General features: G+C 70.6%; 15 protein-coding genes and 2 pseudogenes. 8 read left to right on the forward strand and 9 right to left on the reverse strand.

Translation table 11 applies throughout. The features are described from left to right. Positions 1 to 11 precede the first annotated feature (11 nt). A complete protein-coding gene (locus ACZ6X9_RS19375; protein ID WP_469779228.1) occupies positions 12 to 794 on the reverse strand; it encodes a VOC family protein in 783 nt (260 codons plus the stop codon). Positions 795 to 995: 201 nt separating this feature from the next. Between ACZ6X9_RS19375 and ACZ6X9_RS19380 the strand changes: the two are divergent. The 4 genes and pseudogenes from ACZ6X9_RS19380 to ACZ6X9_RS19395 all read left to right on the forward strand — a co-directional run. Next, positions 996 to 1,175: pseudogene (locus ACZ6X9_RS19380) on the forward strand (hypothetical protein); the annotation flags it as partial. Positions 1,176 to 1,202: 27 nt separating this feature from the next. Next, the gene (locus tag ACZ6X9_RS19385) at positions 1,203 to 1,343 is read left to right on the forward strand and encodes a hypothetical protein (protein ID WP_469779618.1); all 141 of its coding nucleotides are present in this window, start codon (positions 1,203 to 1,205) and stop codon (positions 1,341 to 1,343) included. Further along, positions 1,340 to 2,164 (forward strand): annotated as a pseudogene (locus ACZ6X9_RS19390) (helix-turn-helix domain-containing protein); the annotation flags it as partial. The gene ACZ6X9_RS19385 and the pseudogene ACZ6X9_RS19390, both read left to right, overlap by 4 nt. Positions 2,165 to 2,445: 281 nt before the next feature. Continuing rightward, complete coding sequence (locus tag ACZ6X9_RS19395) at positions 2,446 to 2,634, forward strand: hypothetical protein (protein ID WP_469779229.1); 189 nt, start codon at positions 2,446 to 2,448, stop codon at positions 2,632 to 2,634. A 47-nt stretch (positions 2,635 to 2,681) separates the two neighbouring features. On the opposite strand, the gene ACZ6X9_RS19400 is transcribed toward ACZ6X9_RS19395, so the two are convergent. Beyond that, on the reverse strand, positions 2,682 to 3,839 hold the full coding sequence (locus ACZ6X9_RS19400; RefSeq protein WP_469779230.1) for an acyl-CoA dehydrogenase family protein: 1,158 nt from the start codon (positions 3,837 to 3,839) through the stop codon (positions 2,682 to 2,684). A 175-nt stretch (positions 3,840 to 4,014) separates the two neighbouring features. On the opposite strand from ACZ6X9_RS19400, the gene ACZ6X9_RS19405 reads away from it, so the two are divergent. Continuing rightward, positions 4,015 to 5,355 (forward strand): UDP-glucose dehydrogenase family protein, encoded by a 1,341-nt coding sequence (locus ACZ6X9_RS19405; RefSeq protein ID WP_469779231.1) that lies wholly within the window; start codon positions 4,015 to 4,017, stop codon positions 5,353 to 5,355. Between the two features lie 238 nt (positions 5,356 to 5,593). Here the strand turns inward: ACZ6X9_RS19405 and ACZ6X9_RS19410 are convergent, their stop codons facing one another. From ACZ6X9_RS19410 to ACZ6X9_RS19420, 3 genes are read right to left on the reverse strand one after another with little or no spacing between them, the layout of a single operon-like run. Further along, positions 5,594 to 6,781, reverse strand: a complete 1,188-nt coding sequence (locus tag ACZ6X9_RS19410; protein WP_469779232.1) for a dipeptidase — start codon at positions 6,779 to 6,781, stop codon at positions 5,594 to 5,596. A 13-nt stretch (positions 6,782 to 6,794) separates the two neighbouring features. Then, positions 6,795 to 7,331, reverse strand: a complete 537-nt coding sequence (gene purE / locus ACZ6X9_RS19415; protein WP_469779233.1) for a 5-(carboxyamino)imidazole ribonucleotide mutase — start codon at positions 7,329 to 7,331, stop codon at positions 6,795 to 6,797. Further along, the gene (locus ACZ6X9_RS19420; RefSeq protein ID WP_469779619.1) at positions 7,328 to 8,518 is read right to left on the reverse strand and encodes a 5-(carboxyamino)imidazole ribonucleotide synthase; all 1,191 of its coding nucleotides are present in this window, start codon (positions 8,516 to 8,518) and stop codon (positions 7,328 to 7,330) included. Before ACZ6X9_RS19420 ends, purE begins: the two co-directional genes overlap by 4 nt. 155 nt (positions 8,519 to 8,673) lie before the next feature. On the opposite strand from ACZ6X9_RS19420, the gene ACZ6X9_RS19425 reads away from it, so the two are divergent. Beyond that, positions 8,674 to 9,246, forward strand: a complete 573-nt coding sequence (locus ACZ6X9_RS19425) for a GtrA family protein (RefSeq protein ID WP_469779234.1) — start codon at positions 8,674 to 8,676, stop codon at positions 9,244 to 9,246. A 29-nt stretch (positions 9,247 to 9,275) separates the two neighbouring features. Here the strand turns inward: ACZ6X9_RS19425 and ACZ6X9_RS19430 are convergent, their stop codons facing one another. Together ACZ6X9_RS19430 and ACZ6X9_RS19435 are read right to left on the reverse strand one after the other, a co-directional pair. Beyond that, positions 9,276 to 10,595, reverse strand: coding sequence for an ATP-binding protein (locus ACZ6X9_RS19430; protein WP_469779235.1), 1,320 nt, complete (start codon positions 10,593 to 10,595; stop codon positions 9,276 to 9,278). Between the two features lie 88 nt (positions 10,596 to 10,683). Further along, positions 10,684 to 11,364 (reverse strand): response regulator transcription factor, encoded by a 681-nt coding sequence (locus tag ACZ6X9_RS19435; RefSeq protein ID WP_004952297.1) that lies wholly within the window; start codon positions 11,362 to 11,364, stop codon positions 10,684 to 10,686. Between the two features lie 469 nt (positions 11,365 to 11,833). On the opposite strand from ACZ6X9_RS19435, the gene ACZ6X9_RS19440 reads away from it, so the two are divergent. After that, entirely contained in the window at positions 11,834 to 13,366 is a 1,533-nt protein-coding gene (locus tag ACZ6X9_RS19440) for a peptide MFS transporter (RefSeq protein ID WP_469779236.1), read from the forward strand. A 679-nt stretch (positions 13,367 to 14,045) separates the two neighbouring features. Here ACZ6X9_RS19440 and ACZ6X9_RS19445 read toward each other — a convergent pair. Further along, positions 14,046 to 14,552: an ATP-binding protein gene (locus tag ACZ6X9_RS19445; protein ID WP_469779237.1), complete on the reverse strand. Its 507-nt coding sequence runs from the start codon at positions 14,550 to 14,552 to the stop codon at positions 14,046 to 14,048. Positions 14,553 to 14,722: 170 nt separating this feature from the next. Next, a complete protein-coding gene (locus ACZ6X9_RS19450; protein WP_398272265.1) occupies positions 14,723 to 15,112 on the reverse strand; it encodes an STAS domain-containing protein in 390 nt (129 codons plus the stop codon). A 240-nt stretch (positions 15,113 to 15,352) separates the two neighbouring features. Between ACZ6X9_RS19450 and ACZ6X9_RS19455 the strand changes: the two genes are divergently transcribed. Then, positions 15,353 to 16,279 carry an RNA polymerase sigma factor SigF gene (locus tag ACZ6X9_RS19455; RefSeq protein ID WP_469779238.1) on the forward strand — a complete coding sequence of 309 codons (927 nt, stop codon included), beginning with the start codon at positions 15,353 to 15,355 and terminating at the stop codon, positions 16,277 to 16,279. The last annotated feature ends 152 nt before the right edge of the window (positions 16,280 to 16,431 follow it).

Raw genomic sequence — 16,431 nt, forward strand, 5'->3', positions numbered from 1 at the left:
CGGGGCCGCGCTCAGGCCGGCTCCGCCCCCTGGATGACCGCGAAGATCCCGCCCTGCGGGTCGGAGACGACGGCCATCCGGCCGGCCACCATGTCGAACGGCGGTACCAGCACCGAGCCGCCCGCCCGGACGAGCGCGTCGACCGTGGTGTCCGTGCCGTCCACGGCGAAGTACGTCAGCCAGTGCGAGGGCGTGCCCTCGGGAAACCGCTCCAGCCCCTGCATCCCGCCGATCGGCCGGCCGCCCGCCTTCAGCGCGAAATAGCCGGGTGCCTCCTCCATCGGCGTCGCCTCGATGTCGAACGCGGCCCGGTAGAACGTTCCCGCCGCCTCCGGATCGGAGGTGTTGAGCTCGTTCCAGATCACCGCACCCGGCTCGTTGACCACCTCGCACCCGAAGAAGTCCCTGGTCTGCCAGAGCCCGAACACGGCGTCCGTGGCGTCCGCGACCACCGCCATCCGGCCGAACGTCAGCACGTCCGTCCCCGGCATCAGCACGCGTCCCCCGTGCCGGGTGACGGCGTCCGCCGTGGCGTCGGTGTCCGCCACCGCCAGGTACGTCGTCCACGCGGTCGGCGGCGGAGGCTGCCCCTCCTGCGCCATCGCCGGCCCGATCCCCGCCACGGCCCGCCCGTCCAGCGTGCACACCGCGTACCCACCGGTCTCCGGCGGCCCGGGCTCCCCCTGCCACCCGAACAGATTCCGGTAGAAATCGAGCGCCGCCCGCTGATCCGGCGCCATCAGATCCACCCAGCAGGGCGTTCCGGGCGCGTACGTCTCACGTACCTCGGGCATGACGCTCGCCTCCTGGCGCACGGCGGTCCCCCCAGGGGTCGATGTCCAGGGTGGGGGGTGGGGGGCGGGGGCGCCACTCGGGCGCTCCGCGCCGGTTCGGGGCGCGGTTTCCCGTTCCCTCAACCGGCACTTCTTGACCCACGGGTCGCGGCTCCGGAAGCATCGGATTCACGCGGGGAGCACACCTCAGGAGAGGGACCGATGACGCTCAAGGCGACGCTGCCGGCCAGAGCGTGTGACCTCAAGGACTGCCCGGCTCTGTACGCGACGGACCGCGACACCTTGCTCGTGCAGGGCGAGACACCGACCGACCACGGGCTCGAGATTCCCGCTCACGAAACGCTGGTGGAGATCCCGATGGAGCTCATCCGGAAGGTCATTCTGTTCGACACCGAGACCGTCGCCGTCATGCGGTATGACGATCAGGGGGCTTTCCTCAGGGTGGAGGTACTCCCCCGGGGAACAGCGGGGGACTACGTCCGGCACCGGGACACGGCGCTCGCCCATGCGGAGCCGTTCGCACACTGGTGGGCGAAGCACGGCGAGTGAACGGAGCTCAGCTCGGGGCGGCACTGCGGGCGCTGCGCGAGGCCTCCGGCAGGGAGGCCAAGGCGGTCGCCCGCAGTGCTCTCATGTCCCCCTCGAAGTTGTCGAAGATCGAGAACTCCAGGCTCGCCCCCAGCGCGACCGACGTGGACCGCATCCTGACCGCCATCGGTGTGTCGGACGCGGTCAAGGCGGAGTACACCGGAGCCGCGCGCGCCGTGGCCACGGAGGCGACGGCCTGGCGGCTGCTGAAGAGGACCGGCGTCCACAAGGGCCGGCAAGCCGTCAAAGCGCTTGAGGCCCAGATGTCCGTTCTCCGGCTTTTCCAGCCGGCTCTCGTCCCCGGCCTGCTGCAGACGGCGGAGTACATCAGGGCCGTCCTGCGGCGCCATGACCTGAGCGACGACACGCTCACCCGAACGATCACCGGCAGACTCGAACGCCAGGCCGTCCTCTACGACAGCACGAGGAAACTGCACTTCGTCATCACCGAACCGGCCCTTCGATGGCAGATCGTGCCCCGCCCCATGCCGGCCGCTCAGATGGACCGGATCGTCTCCATGTCCCGGCTCCCCCACGTGGACATCCGTGTGGTTCCCCTGAGGTCCCGGCAAAGCGACGTGGCCAACCACGCTTTCGTGATCAGGGACGACCGTCTGGTCACAGTGGAAACCGTCCATGCCGAATTGGTGGTCACCGAGCCGAAAGACGTCGAGCTATACGTCCGTAAGTTCGAAGGCTTCACGCAAGCGGCGGTGGCCGGGGACGAGATGCGGAGCATGGTCGAGGCGATCCGCGATGAGTTCTTGAGCGAACAGGAAACGTCCTGGATCCGCTCCCGGACGCGCCACCGCACTGGTCCCGTGACCCGGAACGCACAGCACGTCCAGCGGCTGAGTACGTGCTCTTCCGGCTTGCGGCCGACGCCCCCCGCCCGACCACTCAACGGCAGAGGGAGCGCAAGGATGGGTAAGAAGAACGAAGACGACTGGGACCCGTACACGAATCAGGACCAGGCGACCGATCCGGACACTCGCGTCTCCCGGAACGGGAACGTGCACAGCAGCATGGCCGACGACGAGGACCGCGAAGGGAAGTAGCGCCCGTGATCCACGGCGAGAACCTGGCGAAGGACCTGCGTCGTGACCACGGCTTCGTGCACGTCGGACGGACCAGGGACGGCAAGGCCGTCGTCATGCGCAAGCGGGACAGGTGGACCGTGGTCCCGCTGCGCTGGCTCACCGAGGACGCCGTGGAGACGATCAAGGCCCAGGCCGGGGTCGGTGGCGGGTGAGAACGCGAACGCCCCGGTCGGCTTCGACCGGGGCGTTCGGGCTGCTGTTACGGCAGGTTGCGCGCCATGACGATGCGCTGGACCTGGTTCGTGCCCTCGTAGATCTGCGTGATCTTCGCGTCGCGCATCATGCGCTCCAGCGGGTAGTCGCGCGTGTAGCCGTAGCCGCCGAGCAACTGGACGGCGTCGGTGGTGATTTCCATGGCCGCGTCGGAGGCGAAGCACTTCGCCGCCGCGCCGTGGAAGGTCAGGTCGTCGTCGAGGCGCTCGGACTTGGCCGCCGCCGCGTAGGTGAGCTGGCGGGCCGCCTCCAGCTTCATGGCCATGTCGGCGAGCATGAACTGGACGCCCTGGAAGTCGCCGATCGGCTTGCCGAACTGCTTGCGCTCCTGGACGTAGCCCTTGGCGTAGTCGAGGGCGCCCTGGGCGATGCCGAGGGCCTGGGCCGCGATGGTGATGCGGGTGTGGTCCAGGGTCTTCATCGCCGTGGCGAAGCCCGTGCCCTCGTCGCCGATCATGCGGTCGGCGGGGATGCGGACGTTGTCCAGGTAGACCTCGCGGGTCGGCGAGCCCTTGATGCCGAGCTTCTTCTCCGGCGCGCCGAAGGAGACGCCCTCGTCGGACTTCTCGACGACGAACGCGGAGATGCCCTTGGAGCGCTTCTCCGGGTCGGTCACGGCCATGACCGTGTAGAACTCGCTGACGCCCGCGTTGGTGATCCAGCGCTTGACGCCGTTGAGCACCCAGAAGTCGCCGTCGCGTACGGCGCGCGTCTTCATGCCGGCCGCGTCCGAGCCGGCGTCGGGCTCGCTGAGGCAGTACGAGAACATCGCGTCGCCCTTGGCGAGCGGGCCCAGGTACTTCTTCTTCAGCTCCTCGGAGCCGGAGAGGATCACCGGCAGCGAGCCGAGCTTGTTGACCGCCGGAATGAGGGAGGAGGAGGCGCAGACGCGCGCCACCTCCTCGATGACGATGACCGTCGCGAGCGCGTCGGCGCCCGCGCCGCCGAACTCCTCCGGCACGTGCACCGCGTGCAGATCGGCCGCGGTCAGCGCGTCGCGCGCTTCCTGCGGAAACCGTCCCTCCTCGTCCACCTGCGCGGCGAACGGCGCGATCTTCGCCTCGGCGAGCGAGCGAACGACCTTGCGGAGCTCGTCGTGCTCCTCGGACGGCCGGTACAGGTCGAAGTCCTTGTTTCCCGCCAAGGCGAACTCCCCAGAGCGTTAACTACCGTTTAGTAACCATGATTCTAGGGGCCGGGGCCCGGACGGGGATACGTGAGCTTGCCGACAGCGACAGATCATGGGGAATCTCCCCACGACCGCCCCGGACTATGCTCGGGCCACGCAGTCAGCAAGCCCGTACGTACCTGGAGCACGCATGGCCCCCAAGATCACTGTGATCGGCACCGGCTACCTCGGCGCCACCCACGCGGCGGCCATGGCCGAGCTGGGTTTCGAGGTACTGGGCCTGGACGTGGTCCCGGAGAAGGTCGAGATGCTCGGCCGGGCCGAGGTGCCCATGTACGAGCCGGGGCTGGAGGAACTCCTCCGCAAGCACGTCGCGGGGCTGGAGGGGTCCAGCGGGCGGCTGCGCTTCACCACCTCCTGGGACGAGGTCGGCGAGTTCGGCGACGTCCACTTCATCTGTGTGAACACCCCGCAGAAGCACGGCGAGTACGCGTGCGACATGTCGTACGTGGAGGCCGCCGTCGCCTCCCTCGCCCCCCGGCTGCGCCGCCCCGCGCTGGTCGTCGGCAAGTCGACCGTGCCCGTCGGCAGCGCCGCCCGCATCGCCCGGAAGCTCGCCGAACTCGCCCCGGCCGGCGCCGAGGTGGAACTCGCCTGGAACCCGGAGTTCCTCCGCGAGGGCTTCGCCGTCCAGGACACCCTGCACCCGGACCGCATCGTCGTCGGCGTCGAAGGCGAGCGCGCGGAGAAGGTGCTGCGCGAGGTGTACGCGACGCCCATCGGCGAGGGCTCGCCGTTCGTCGTCACCGACTACCCGACCGCCGAACTGGTGAAGACCGCCGCCAACTCCTTCCTCGCCACGAAGATCTCCTTCATCAACGCGATGGCCGAGGTGTGCGAGGCGGCCGACGGCGACGTCGCCAAGCTCGCCGAGGCCATAGGGCACGACGAGCGGATCGGGAAGAAGTTCCTGCGCGCCGGCATCGGCTTCGGCGGCGGCTGCCTGCCCAAGGACATCCGCGCCTTCATGGCCCGAGCGGGCGAGCTGGGCGCCGATCAGGCGCTCACCTTCCTCCGCGAGGTCGACTCCATCAACATGCGGCGGCGCGGGCACATGGTCGAGCTCGCTCGTGAAACGGTGGGGGGCGGCTTCCTCGGACGGCGGGTCGCCGTCCTCGGCGCCACCTTCAAGCCGGACTCGGACGATGTGCGGGATTCGCCCGCGCTGAACGTCGCCGGGCAGATCCATCTGCAGGGTGGTCAGGTGACCGTCTACGACCCGAAGGGGATGGAGAACGCTCGCCGGGTGTTCCCGACGCTGGGCTACGCGGACAGTGCGGCGGAGGCTTGCCGGGGGGCGCATGTGGTGCTGCACCTGACCGAGTGGGCTGAGTTCCGGGAGCTTGATCCTGCGGCGCTGCGGGAGGTTGTGGCCGCGCCGCAGATTCTGGACGGGCGCAACGCGTTGTCCGCTGACGTCTGGCGGGCCGCCGGGTGGTCGTTCCGGGCGATGGGTCGGCCGCGGGCTTAGCCCTCCGGGGGTGTGCCCCAGTCCCTCCCCTTCGCCGTTTCCTGGGGCTGCGCCCCAGACCCCCTTTTCGCGGCTTCGCCGCTCGTCCTCAATCGCCGGACGGGCTGGGTAGGGCGCCCTATCCAGCCCGTCCGGCGTTTGAGGACAGCGCGCGCAGCGCGCTTCGGGGGTGCGGGGGCTTGCCCCCGCAAGAAACGGTGATTGGGGGTCCCCCCTCTGGGGGAGGGACCGGGGCCACTCACCCGTCCAACTGCCCGATCGTCGCGATCGAAGGCCCACGCCGCGCGGCGACGGTCCGGGAAACCGCCTCCGCGTCCCGCAACACCCGCACCGCGTTCCCCCACGTCAGCTTCGCGATATCCCCCTCCGACCAGCCCCGACGCAGCAATTCCGTGATCAGGTTCGGATACCCGGCCACATCCGCCAGGTCCGATGGCGTGAAGGCCGTCCCGTCGAAGTCACCGCCGATACCGATGTGGTCGGCCCCGGCGACCTCCCGCATGTGGTCCAGGTGGTCCGCGACCGTCGCCGCCGTCGCGACCGGGCGCGGGTGGCCCGCTTCGAAGGCCTGGTGGACGGCCATCGCCTCGGGTGTCGTGTCGAGGTGGTGGAAGCCGTGCGCGCGCATGTTCTCGTCCGCCGCGCGGGTCCAGGCGACGGCCTCGGGGAGGACGAACTTGGGGACGAACGTCACCATCGCCATACCGCCGTTGGCCGCCAGCGAGGCCAGCACGTCGTCGGGCACGTTGCGCGGGTGGTCGCAGATCGCGCGCGCGGAGGAGTGGGAGAAGATCACGGGCGCTTCGCTGACCCGGATCGCGTCCCGCATGGTGTCGGCGGAGACGTGCGAGAGGTCGACGAGCATGCCGAGGCGGTTCATCTCGCGGACGACCTCCTCGCCGAAGCGGGTGAGGCCGCCGGCGCGCGGCTCGTCGGTCGCCGAGTCCGCCCACGGGATGTTGTCGTTGTGGGTGAGGGTCAGGTAGCGCACGCCCAGGGCGTACAGGGCGCGCAGGGTGGCCAGGGAACAGTTGATGCTGTGGCCGCCCTCGGCGCCCATCAGGGAGGCGATGCGGCCTTCGGCACGCGCGGCCTCCATGTCGTCGGCGGTGAAGGCGAGCCGCAGGTCCGCCGGGTGGCGGTCGGCCAGCCGGCGGACGACGTCGATCTGTTCGAGGGTGGCGCTCACCGCGTCGTCCCCGGCCATGTCGCTCCGCACGTACACGGACCAGAACTGGGCACCGACCCCGCCGGCGCGCAGCCGGGGCAGGTCGGTGTGCAGGCCGGCGGCGCTCTGGTCGGCGGCGATGTCGCGGCGGTCGAGGTCGTAGGCGACCTGTTCGCGCAGCGCCCAAGGGAGGTCGTTGTGGCCGTCGACGATCGGGTGGGCGGCCAGCAGTTCGCGGGCGCGGTCGAGCGGTTCCATCACGTCCGTCCCCTTACTTCCCGAAGCCGAAGCCTGTCTCGCCCTGTGCCTTGGCGCGCAGGCGGCGGCCCTTCTCCGTCGCCTGCTCGTTGAGCTCCTCCTGGAAGCGGCTCATCCGGTCGCGCAGGCCGGGGTCGTGCGCGGCGAGCATGCGCACCGCGAGCAGGCCCGCGTTGCGGGCGCCGCCGACGGAGACGGTGGCGACGGGGACGCCGGCCGGCATCTGGACGATGGAGAGGAGCGAGTCCATGCCGTCCAGGTACTTGAGCGGGACCGGGACGCCGATCACCGGCAGGGTCGTCACCGAGGCCAGCATGCCGGGCAGGTGGGCCGCGCCGCCGGCGCCCGCGATGATCGCCTTGAGCCCCCGGCCGGCCGCCCGCTCCCCGTACGCGACCATCTCGCGGGGCATTCGGTGCGCGGAGACGACGTCGACCTCGTAAGGGACCTCGAACTCGGCCAGCGCCTCGGCGGCGGCCTCCATGACGGGCCAGTCGGAGTCGGAGCCCATGACGATGCCGACGACCGGTGCGCCGGGGGAGCTGCTCATTCGGTGATCGTCCCTCGCAGGTATCCGGCGGCGTGGGCGGCGCGCTCGCGCACGTCGTCCAGGTCGTCGCCGTAGATGTTGACGTGTCCGACCTTGCGGCCGGGTTTGACGTCCTTGCCGTACATATGGATCTTCAGGCCCGGGTCGCGTGCCATGCAATGGAGGTACGCGGAATACATGTCCGGATAGTCGCCGCCCAGAACATTGGCCATGACGGTCCACCGGGCGCGCGGGCGCGGGTCGCCGAGGGGCAGGTCCAGGACGGCCCGCACGTGGTTGGCGAACTGCGAGGTGACGGCGCCGTCCTGGGTCCAGTGGCCCGAGTTGTGCGGGCGCATCGCCAGCTCGTTGACGAGGATCCGGCCGTCCCGCGTCTCGAACAGCTCGACGGCCAGGTGGCCGACGACGCCCAGCTCCCGGGCGATCCGCAGCGCGAGCCGCTGGGCCTCGGCGGACAGCTCGGGCGGCAGACCGGGCGCGGGGGCGATCACCGTGTCGCACACGCCGTCGACCTGGATCGACTCGACGACCGGGTAGGCGACGGCCTGGCCGTGCGGGGAGCGGACGACGTTGGCCGCCAGTTCACGGACGAAGTCGACCTTCTCCTCGGCGAGGACGGGCACCCCGGCGCGGAAGGCGTCCTCCGCCCCGGCCGTGTCACGGACGATCCACACGCCCTTGCCGTCGTAGCCGCCGCGCACGGTCTTGAGGACGACCGGCCAGCCGTCGCCCTCGGCGGCGAACCGCTCGACGTCCGCCGGATCGGCCACGACGCGGTGTCGTGGACACGGAACGCCGATCTCCGTGAGCTTCGCCCGCATCACACCCTTGTCCTGGGCGTGCACCAACGCGTCGGGCCCCGGGCGGACGGGGATGCCGTCCGCCTCCAGGGCCCGTAGGTGCTCGGTCGGAACGTGCTCGTGATCGAAGGTGATCACATCGCAGCCTTGTGCGAACGCACGAAGGGTGTCGAGGTCGCGGTAGTCCCCCACCACCACCTCGTTCACGACCTGCGCCGCCGAGTCCTGCGGAGCGTCACTGAGCAGCTTGAATCTGATGCCGAGGGGGATGCCCGCCTCGTGGGTCATACGGGCGAGCTGACCGCCGCCGACCATGCCGACTACCGGGAACGTCACGCTCTTAGGGTATCCGCACGCACGACCGGCCCCGGCCCCGCCTTGGATGATCGTCCAAGACGGAAGGTCACCGGGTGGCGACGGGCGGGGCGGCGGGCGTTCGTCCGGTATTCACCCGGTCCCCCGGCCGGTCCCGGAGAGCGCTCGCTAGCATGGGGAGTCGCCCCACGCCCTGACCGCCCATCCTTACGGAGCCTGACGAACCCATGAGTCATCGGCGCGCAGTGCGTTCCCGGCTGGAGCGGCTGGTCCGCGAAGTCGCCAAGTTCGGTGCCATCGGGGCCGTCGGCTTCGTGGTCAACGCCATCGTCTTCAACATGTGCCGGCACTCGGAGCTGGCCGTGGTCCGCTCCGGCGTGATCGCCACCTGCGTCGCCATCGCGACCAACTACGTGGGCAACCGGTACTGGACCTACCGCGACTGCGACAAGAGCCGCCGCAGCACGGAGCTGACGCTGTTCCTGCTGTTCAGCGGGGTGGGGCTGGTGATCGAGAACGGGATCCTGGCGCTGTCGCACTACGGGTTCGGCCTCACCTCCACGGTGGCGGACAACATCGCCAAGAACGTGGTCGGGCTGGGGATCGGCACGGTGTTCCGGTTCTGGTCGTACCGGACGTGGGTGTTCAAGCGCCTGCCGGCGACGCAAGCGGCAGTCGAGACCGCTGAATCGTTTCTGGCGGCGGCGGAGGTACCGCGGCAGCGGACCGGGGCCTCGTCCACGACGTCGGCCACGGCCTCCGCGTCCGCTTCCACGACCGCTTCCACGACGCGGTACTGACCCCGCCGGCGGTCCCGCCCGCCGCGGCCTCAGTCCCGCCGCTCCCCCTGCTCGGGCCGCCGCTCCTCCTGCTCGGCCGGCAGTTCCTCCCATTCGGCCTCCCGGCCGCTCCCCGGCCTCGCCTCCATGCTCAGGAACAGCGCGAACACCGGCGGGTGCTGCTGGAGCAGTTCCAGCCGGCCGCCGTCCGCCTCCGCGAGATCCCGTGCGACGGCCAGCCCCAGCCCCGTCGAGTTCCGGCCACTGACGGTCCGCTCGAAGACGCGCGCGCCCAGGTCCGTCGGCACCCCGGGGCCCTCGTCGGAGACCTCGACCACGGCCTGGTTGCCGGTGACACGGGTGCGCAGGGCGACGGCTCCGTCCCCGTGGGTCAGGGAGTTCTCGATCAGCGTCGCGATGACCTGGGAGACCGCGCCCGGCGTGCCCACCGCGCGCAGCCCCTGCTTCCCGGAGCGCACCAGAGCCCGGCCGCCGGCACGGATGGCGGGCCGCCACTCCTCCAGTTGCTGCTTGATCACCTCGTCGAGGTCGAAGGTGACGGCCGAGCCGGTCTTGGGGTCGCGCGAGTTGGTCAGCAGCCGCTGCACGACGTCGGTGAGCCGCTCGACCTGGGTGAGGGCGATCGTCGCCTCCTCCTTGACCGTGTCCGGGTCGTCGGTGAGCGTGATCTCCTCCAGCCGCATGGACAGCGCGGTCAGCGGGGTGCGGAGCTGGTGGGAGGCGTCGGCGGCCAGCCGCCGTTCCGCCGTGAGCATCCGCGCGATGCGTTCGGCGCTGCCGTCCAGGACGTCGGCGACCCGGTCGAGCTCGGGGACGCCGTAACGGCGGTGGCGGGGGCGGGGGTCGCCGGAGCCGAGCCGCTCGGCGGTCTCGGCGAGGTCGGTGAGGGGCGCGGTGAGCCGGTTGGCCTGCCGGACGGCCAGGAAGACGGCGGCGACGACGGCCAGCAAGGCCACCGTGAGGATGACCAGCAGCGTCCGCCCGACCTCCTTGCTGACGGCCGAGCGGGACTCCTCCACCCGGACCCGTTCGCCGTGCTCGCCTGACTGCTCCGAGACGATCAGGCCGCCCTCGGGGCGGGTGCCGATCTCGATGGGCGCACGGTGGGGGATCTCCACCCGGGCGTACCGGTCGGGGGCGATCTGCTCCCGCAGCACGCCCGACTCGACGCGTTCGCCGCCGGCCAGCCGGCCCTCGACGCTGCTCACCAGCCGCACCGCCTCGGACTGCACGCTCTCCTGCGCGCTGTTCTCGATGGTGCGGGTCTCGACGATGACCAGCGAGATCCCGAAGACCGCGATCACGACGAGGACGACGGCGAGCGTGGAGTTGATCAATCGGCGGCGCACGGGCGGTTCTCCGGCTCGTTGTTCCGTTGTTGCCCGGTCCGGGGCCGGCCCTGCCGCCGTCCCGTGGCCGGTCCTTCCGTGTGCGGCGCTAGTTCTTCTCGAACCGGAAGCCGACGCCGCGCACCGTGGCGATGTAGCGCGGGTTGGCCGCGTCGTCCCCGAGCTTCTTGCGCAGCCAGGAGATGTGCATGTCGAGGGTCTTGGTGGACGACCACCAGGTGGTGTCCCAGACCTCGCGCATCAACTGGTCACGGGTGACGACCCGGCCCGCGTCCCGGACCAGCACCCGGAGCAGGTCGAACTCCTTGGCGGTGAGCTGGAGTTCCTCGTCGCCCATCCAGGCGCGGTGCGACTCGACGTCGATCCGGACGCCGTGCGTCGCCGTCCCCTGCTGCGGGGACTCGGCGGCACCGCGCCGGAGCAGGGCCCGCACGCGGGCGAGCAGCTCGGCGAGGCGGAAGGGCTTGGTGACGTAGTCGTCGGCACCGGCGTCCAGCCCGACGACGGTGTCGACCTCGTCGGCCCGGGCGGTGAGGACGAGCACGGGGAAGCCGTGGCCCTCGGTGCGCAGCCGCCGGCAGACCTCCAGCCCGTCCATGCCGGGCAACCCGAGGTCGAGGACGAGCAGGTCGACATCTCCCTTGATCCCCGCGGCAAGCGCTGTGGGGCCGTCTTCGCGTACCTCCACCTCATACCCCTCACGGCGCAGGGCGCGTGCGAGCGGCTCCGAGATGGACGCGTCATCCTCGGCGAGCAGTACTCGGGTCATGCACGTGATGGTAGTCCGCTCGGGCGCACGTCAGAGCGCAGTCCTGGCACCCGGGACCGGCGGGAGGCCGAAGAGGATGACACATCGGAACCCCGGCGGATGGTTCCGCCGACCCCTGTGATCCATGTCTCAACTCCTTCCATATGCGGGCGGGGTGTGACGTATGGTTACCGGAAGTCTGTACCAGCGTCTGGGACCTTCGGCTCGGCAGTAGCGCCGGAGGTCTCTTCCGTACGCGGCACTGATACGTCACTCTTATGTGAAACCTGAACGACCTGTCGGCCGGGTCCGCCGCGCGACGATGCGCGGGGGCGTGGATCCCGGAACGAGGGCCGCTCTGCCGGCTCCCCCCGAGGGGGAGGCGAACCCCAAGGGCGTGGGGGCGAGCGAAGCCGTCGACCGGTGCCGGCCAACCCCCATACGGGCGCGCAGCAGCTCCACGCGCGTCCTCGGAACCCAAGGATCGACCATGGCGTCCAGCCTGACGAAGGAGTCAACCGCGCGGGACAACACCCCCGTCGCCGGCGGCAAGACCCTCTTCGGCCACCCCCTCGGCCTGGCCCCCCTCTTCCTGACGGAGATGTGGGAGCGCTTTTCCTACTACGGAATGCGTGCCCTTCTCGTCCTCTACCTGATCTCCGGTGGCCCGGACGCCAAGTCCGGCAGCCAGGGCGGCGGTCTGGCCATGCCGGAGTCCACGTCGCTGGCCATCTACTCGGTCTACGTGGCCATGGTGTACCTGCTCGCCATGCCCGGCGGCTGGTTCGGTGACCGGGTCTGGGGCCCGCGCAAGACGGTGGCCATCGCGGCCAGCGTGATCATGTGCGGCCACCTGCTGCTCGCGCTGCCCGGCAAGCCCACCTTCTTCGCCGGTCTGGCCCTGGTGGCGATCGGCTCGGGCCTGCTGAAGTCCAACATCTCGACGATGGTCGGCCACCTGTACAACGGCCCCAAGGACCCGCGTCGCGACGGCGGCTTCACGCTCTTCTACATCGGCATCAACCTCGGCGGCCTCGGCGCGCCGCTGGTGATCGGCACCGTCGGCCAGCAGGTGAGCTGGCACCTGGGCTTCACCCTCGCCGCGATCGGCATGGGCCTCGGCCTGGTGGCGTTCCTCATCGGCACCCGCTGGCTGGACCCGAAGAGCGCCGAGGTCCCGATGCCGCTGACGGCCGCCGAGCGGAACTCCTGGCTGCTCAAGGGCCTGATCTGGCTGGTCATCGCCGCCATCTTCTACGGCGTCGTGATCGGCACCGGCACCTTCACGATCAACTGGGCGCTCGTTCCGATCGCCCTGATCGGCCTGATCGTCCCGATCTTCGTCCTGGCCCGCATCAAGCGGGACAAGGAGCTGACGTCGGAGGAGCAGACCAAGGTCAGCGGCTACATCTGGTTCTTCGTCGCCGCCGCCGTGTTCTGGGGCATCTTCGACCAGGCCGGCTCGACGATGTCGACCTTCGCCGAGAAGAAGACCACGGACAACGTCTTCGGCATCCACTTCCCGTCGACCTGGTTCCAGTCGGTCAACTCCGCCTGGGTCCTCGTCCTCGCCCCGGTCTTCGCGGCGATGTGGGTGTCCATGGCGCGCCGCAAGCGCGAGCCCAGCTCCACGGTGAAGTTCTCCGCGGCGATGCTGCTGGCCGGTGCCTCCTTCGTGCTGTTCGCCATCCCCATGAAGATGGCGACGGGCGGCTCGACCGTCAGCCCCATGTGGCTGATCGCCATCTACATGCTGCAGACCCTCGGTGAACTCTGCCTGTCCCCCGTGGGTCTGTCGCTGACCACGAAGATGGCGCCGAAGAAGTACGCCAGCCAGATGATGGGTGTCTGGTTCCTCGCGGTCACCGCGGGTGACTGCGTCATGACCCTGATGGCGACGGCGGGCGTGGACCTCAACGGCTTCGGCGTGATCCTCGGTGAGGCCGGGGTCGCGGTGCTGGCCGGTGTCGCGGTCTGGACGTCCCGCAAGAAGATCGAGGCCCTCATGGGAGACGTGCGCTGACCCGCACCGCCCCCTGAGGCGGGCGCCGACCCGGTCGGCGCCCCTTCCCTCGTCCCACAGCCACAGTGCCCCCGGCGCGATGACGCGCCGGGGGCATTCGTGTGCGCGGGGAGGGCGTGCGGAGGGGGGCGGGCGCGGGTGAGGGCTTCCGTGGGGGGGTGACGGGTCTGATGGGGCTGCTGGGGCATGGTGACCGGGAGACGCGGCGCCGTAAGAGCGCCCGGCGGCTCCCGGTCACCGGCGGGCTCCGGGGCGTCCGCCGCCCGGCTCTCGGGCGTCTGCCGGCTCCGGGCCATCGGCTCTGGGGCGTCCACCGACTGTGGGGATCCGCCGGCTCTGAGCCGACCACCGGCTCCGGGAACCCATCGACTTTGGCGTGTCCGCCGCTGTCGGCCGCTCGGGCCTTTCCTGGCTCCACGGGCGCGTGGCCCCGCCCTGGCGGCCCTCCGGCGCGTTTCCAGGGCCGTCTCGGGCCTCCGGCGCGCGCCGGGCCCGTGCGGCCCTCCAGCGGCCTCTCAGGCCGTCGCACGAGGGTTCCGAGCCGTGGCCGCACGGCACCGCGGCCCAGAGGCACCCCGCCGGGCACACCAAAGCGGCCACCGGCGGGAGAGCCCGTGGCCGTGCGGGGGAGGAAAAGAGGACTGGGGGCGTGCGGGCGGCACGCCGGGTGTGCGTCCGTCTACGAGGGGGCGGCCAGTTCCGCCCAGACCGTCTTGCCCGTGCCGTCCGCGTTGCGGACGACACCCCAGTCCAGACAGAGCCGCTGCACGATGAACATGCCGTGTCCGCCGGGGCGGCCCGCGCGGTGGGGGGTGCGGGGTACCGGCTCTCCGGTGCCGAGGTCGGAGACTTCCAGCCGCAGCACCTTCGTCCCGCGGCTGACGAGCAGCTCGGCGGGGCCGCCCGCGTGCAGGCAGGCGTTGGTGACCAGCTCCGAGACCACGAGCAGGACGTCCTCGGCGGCGGCCCGGTGATCGGCGTCGGCCGCGGGCAGCCAGCCCCAGTCCCGGAGCGCCTGGCGGGTGAAGTCACGGGACAGGGGCACGGCTCCGCTGACCCCCACGAGGTGGAGCCTGCGGGCCGGGCCGCCCGGTGGCGCCGTTTCGGCGGGGTCGGCCGCGGCTGAGCCGTGCGCCTCCGGGCCGGGATCTCCCGGCGCCGGCGGGTACGGCCGGGTGGTGCTCATCAGCGCTTCACCTCACCGATTCACCGATTGGAAAAGAGGACTCTGTCTTCGCGTGCGAAGTCCGCGACGTCGTCGCGCACAAAGCGGTCAGCCTGCTCCTGCCCGGACGCACGCGGTGAACACCTACGACACCGGACCGGTGGCCCGCACAACACACCGTCGTCCGCCCGTCACTCGGCGAGAGCCGCGTCGAGACTGCTGTGCACCGCGAAAACCGCGCCGGCACCCGTGATCTCGAACACCCGGGCCACCACCGGCCGCATCGCCGCGAGATGGACGGAGCCGCCCGCGGCCTCGGCCTTCAGCCGGGCGCCGAGCAACACGTTGAGCCCGGTGGAGTCGCAGAACTCCAGCCCCGAGCAGTCGACGACGATGCGCGCCCCGACCTCCTCGGCACAGCTCTCCAACGGCTCACGCAGCAAATCGGCCGTATGGTGATCGAGCTCACCCTCCGGTTTCACGACCGCACTCGCACCGTGCCGCCGGACCTCTACCCGTAGCCGGGCCCCGCTCACGACTCCGACACCTTTTCCCTGGTATCTCCGCATGCCATCGCGCATCCCTTCATGGTGTGCCCGTGCCCTGCCTGCCCGCTCAGGACAGCGGAAACCCTACGCGTTCCCTACGCCTGCGGAAAGTCGAACAACCGTCATTTACCACCAAATACGGACAATCGAGACTTGCCAAGCATAGGTAAAGACCGATACGGCTAGAGGAAGACATCACCCACCACGGACGGCCCGGAGGCGCCGCAAACCGCAGCACGAGCTCATGGCACCGGCGGCCATATGCCGAGAACGATGGAGGAGACCATGTCACCCCGGCTCGACGAACCGCGTTCCCCCTTCTCCCCGGAGGCAACCATCCCGCTCTCCGAGGACACCGTTCCGTACGGGACGGCGGAGACCGCGTCGTCGACACTCCCGCCCCTTCCGGACATCCCCTCGTACACCGAGGTGGAGCCGGTCGACGCGCGGGCCCTGTCCAAGACCCTTTTCGCACGCCTCGAGACGCTCGAGGAAGGCACGCACGAATACGCGTACGTGCGCAACACCCTGGTCGAACTCAACCTCGCCCTGGTCAGGTTCGCCGCCTCCCGGTTCCGCACGCGCAGCGAACCGATGGAGGACATCGTCCAGGTCGGAACCATCGGCCTCATCAAGGCCATCGACCGCTTCGAGCTCAGCCGTGGCGTCGAGTTCCCGACCTTCGCCATGCCGACCATCATCGGCGAGATCAAGCGCTTCTTCCGCGACACCAGTTGGTCCGTGCGCGTCCCGCGCCGGCTCCAGGAGCTCCGGCTCACCCTCGCCAAGGCCGGCGACGAACTCGCCCAGCGCCTCGACCGTTCCCCGACGGTCGCGGAGCTCGCCCGGCACCTGGACATCTCCGAGGAGGAGGTCGTCGAGGGCATGGGCGCGAGCAACGCGTACACCGCGAGCTCGCTGGACGCGCCCTCCGAGGAGGACGACGGCGACGGCGGCACCCTCTCGGCCCGCATCGGCTACGAGGACCACGACCTCGAAGGCGTCGAGTACGTCGAGTCGTTGAAGCCCCTGATCGCCGAGCTGCCGCCGCGTGACCGGAAGATCCTGGCCCTGCGGTTCGTCGGGAACATGACCCAGTCGGAGATCGGCGAGGAGCTCGGCATCTCGCAGATGCACGTCTCCCGGCTGCTCTCCCGGACGCTCGTGCGGCTGCGGCGCGGGCTGCTGGTCGACGAGTAGCACGACCGGCGGGCCGGCCGGTCCGCCGCCTCCGGGTGCACGGTGGCGGGGGGGGGGACACCGCGGGGGGGAGACCCGACTTTTGAGCGGGGGTTCAGGCCGCGGGCGGGGGGGCCCCCGCCCGGTGGGGGGGGGCCGCCGGCGGGAGCGGG

This window comes from Streptomyces sp. NPDC052910 (assembly GCF_055585605.1).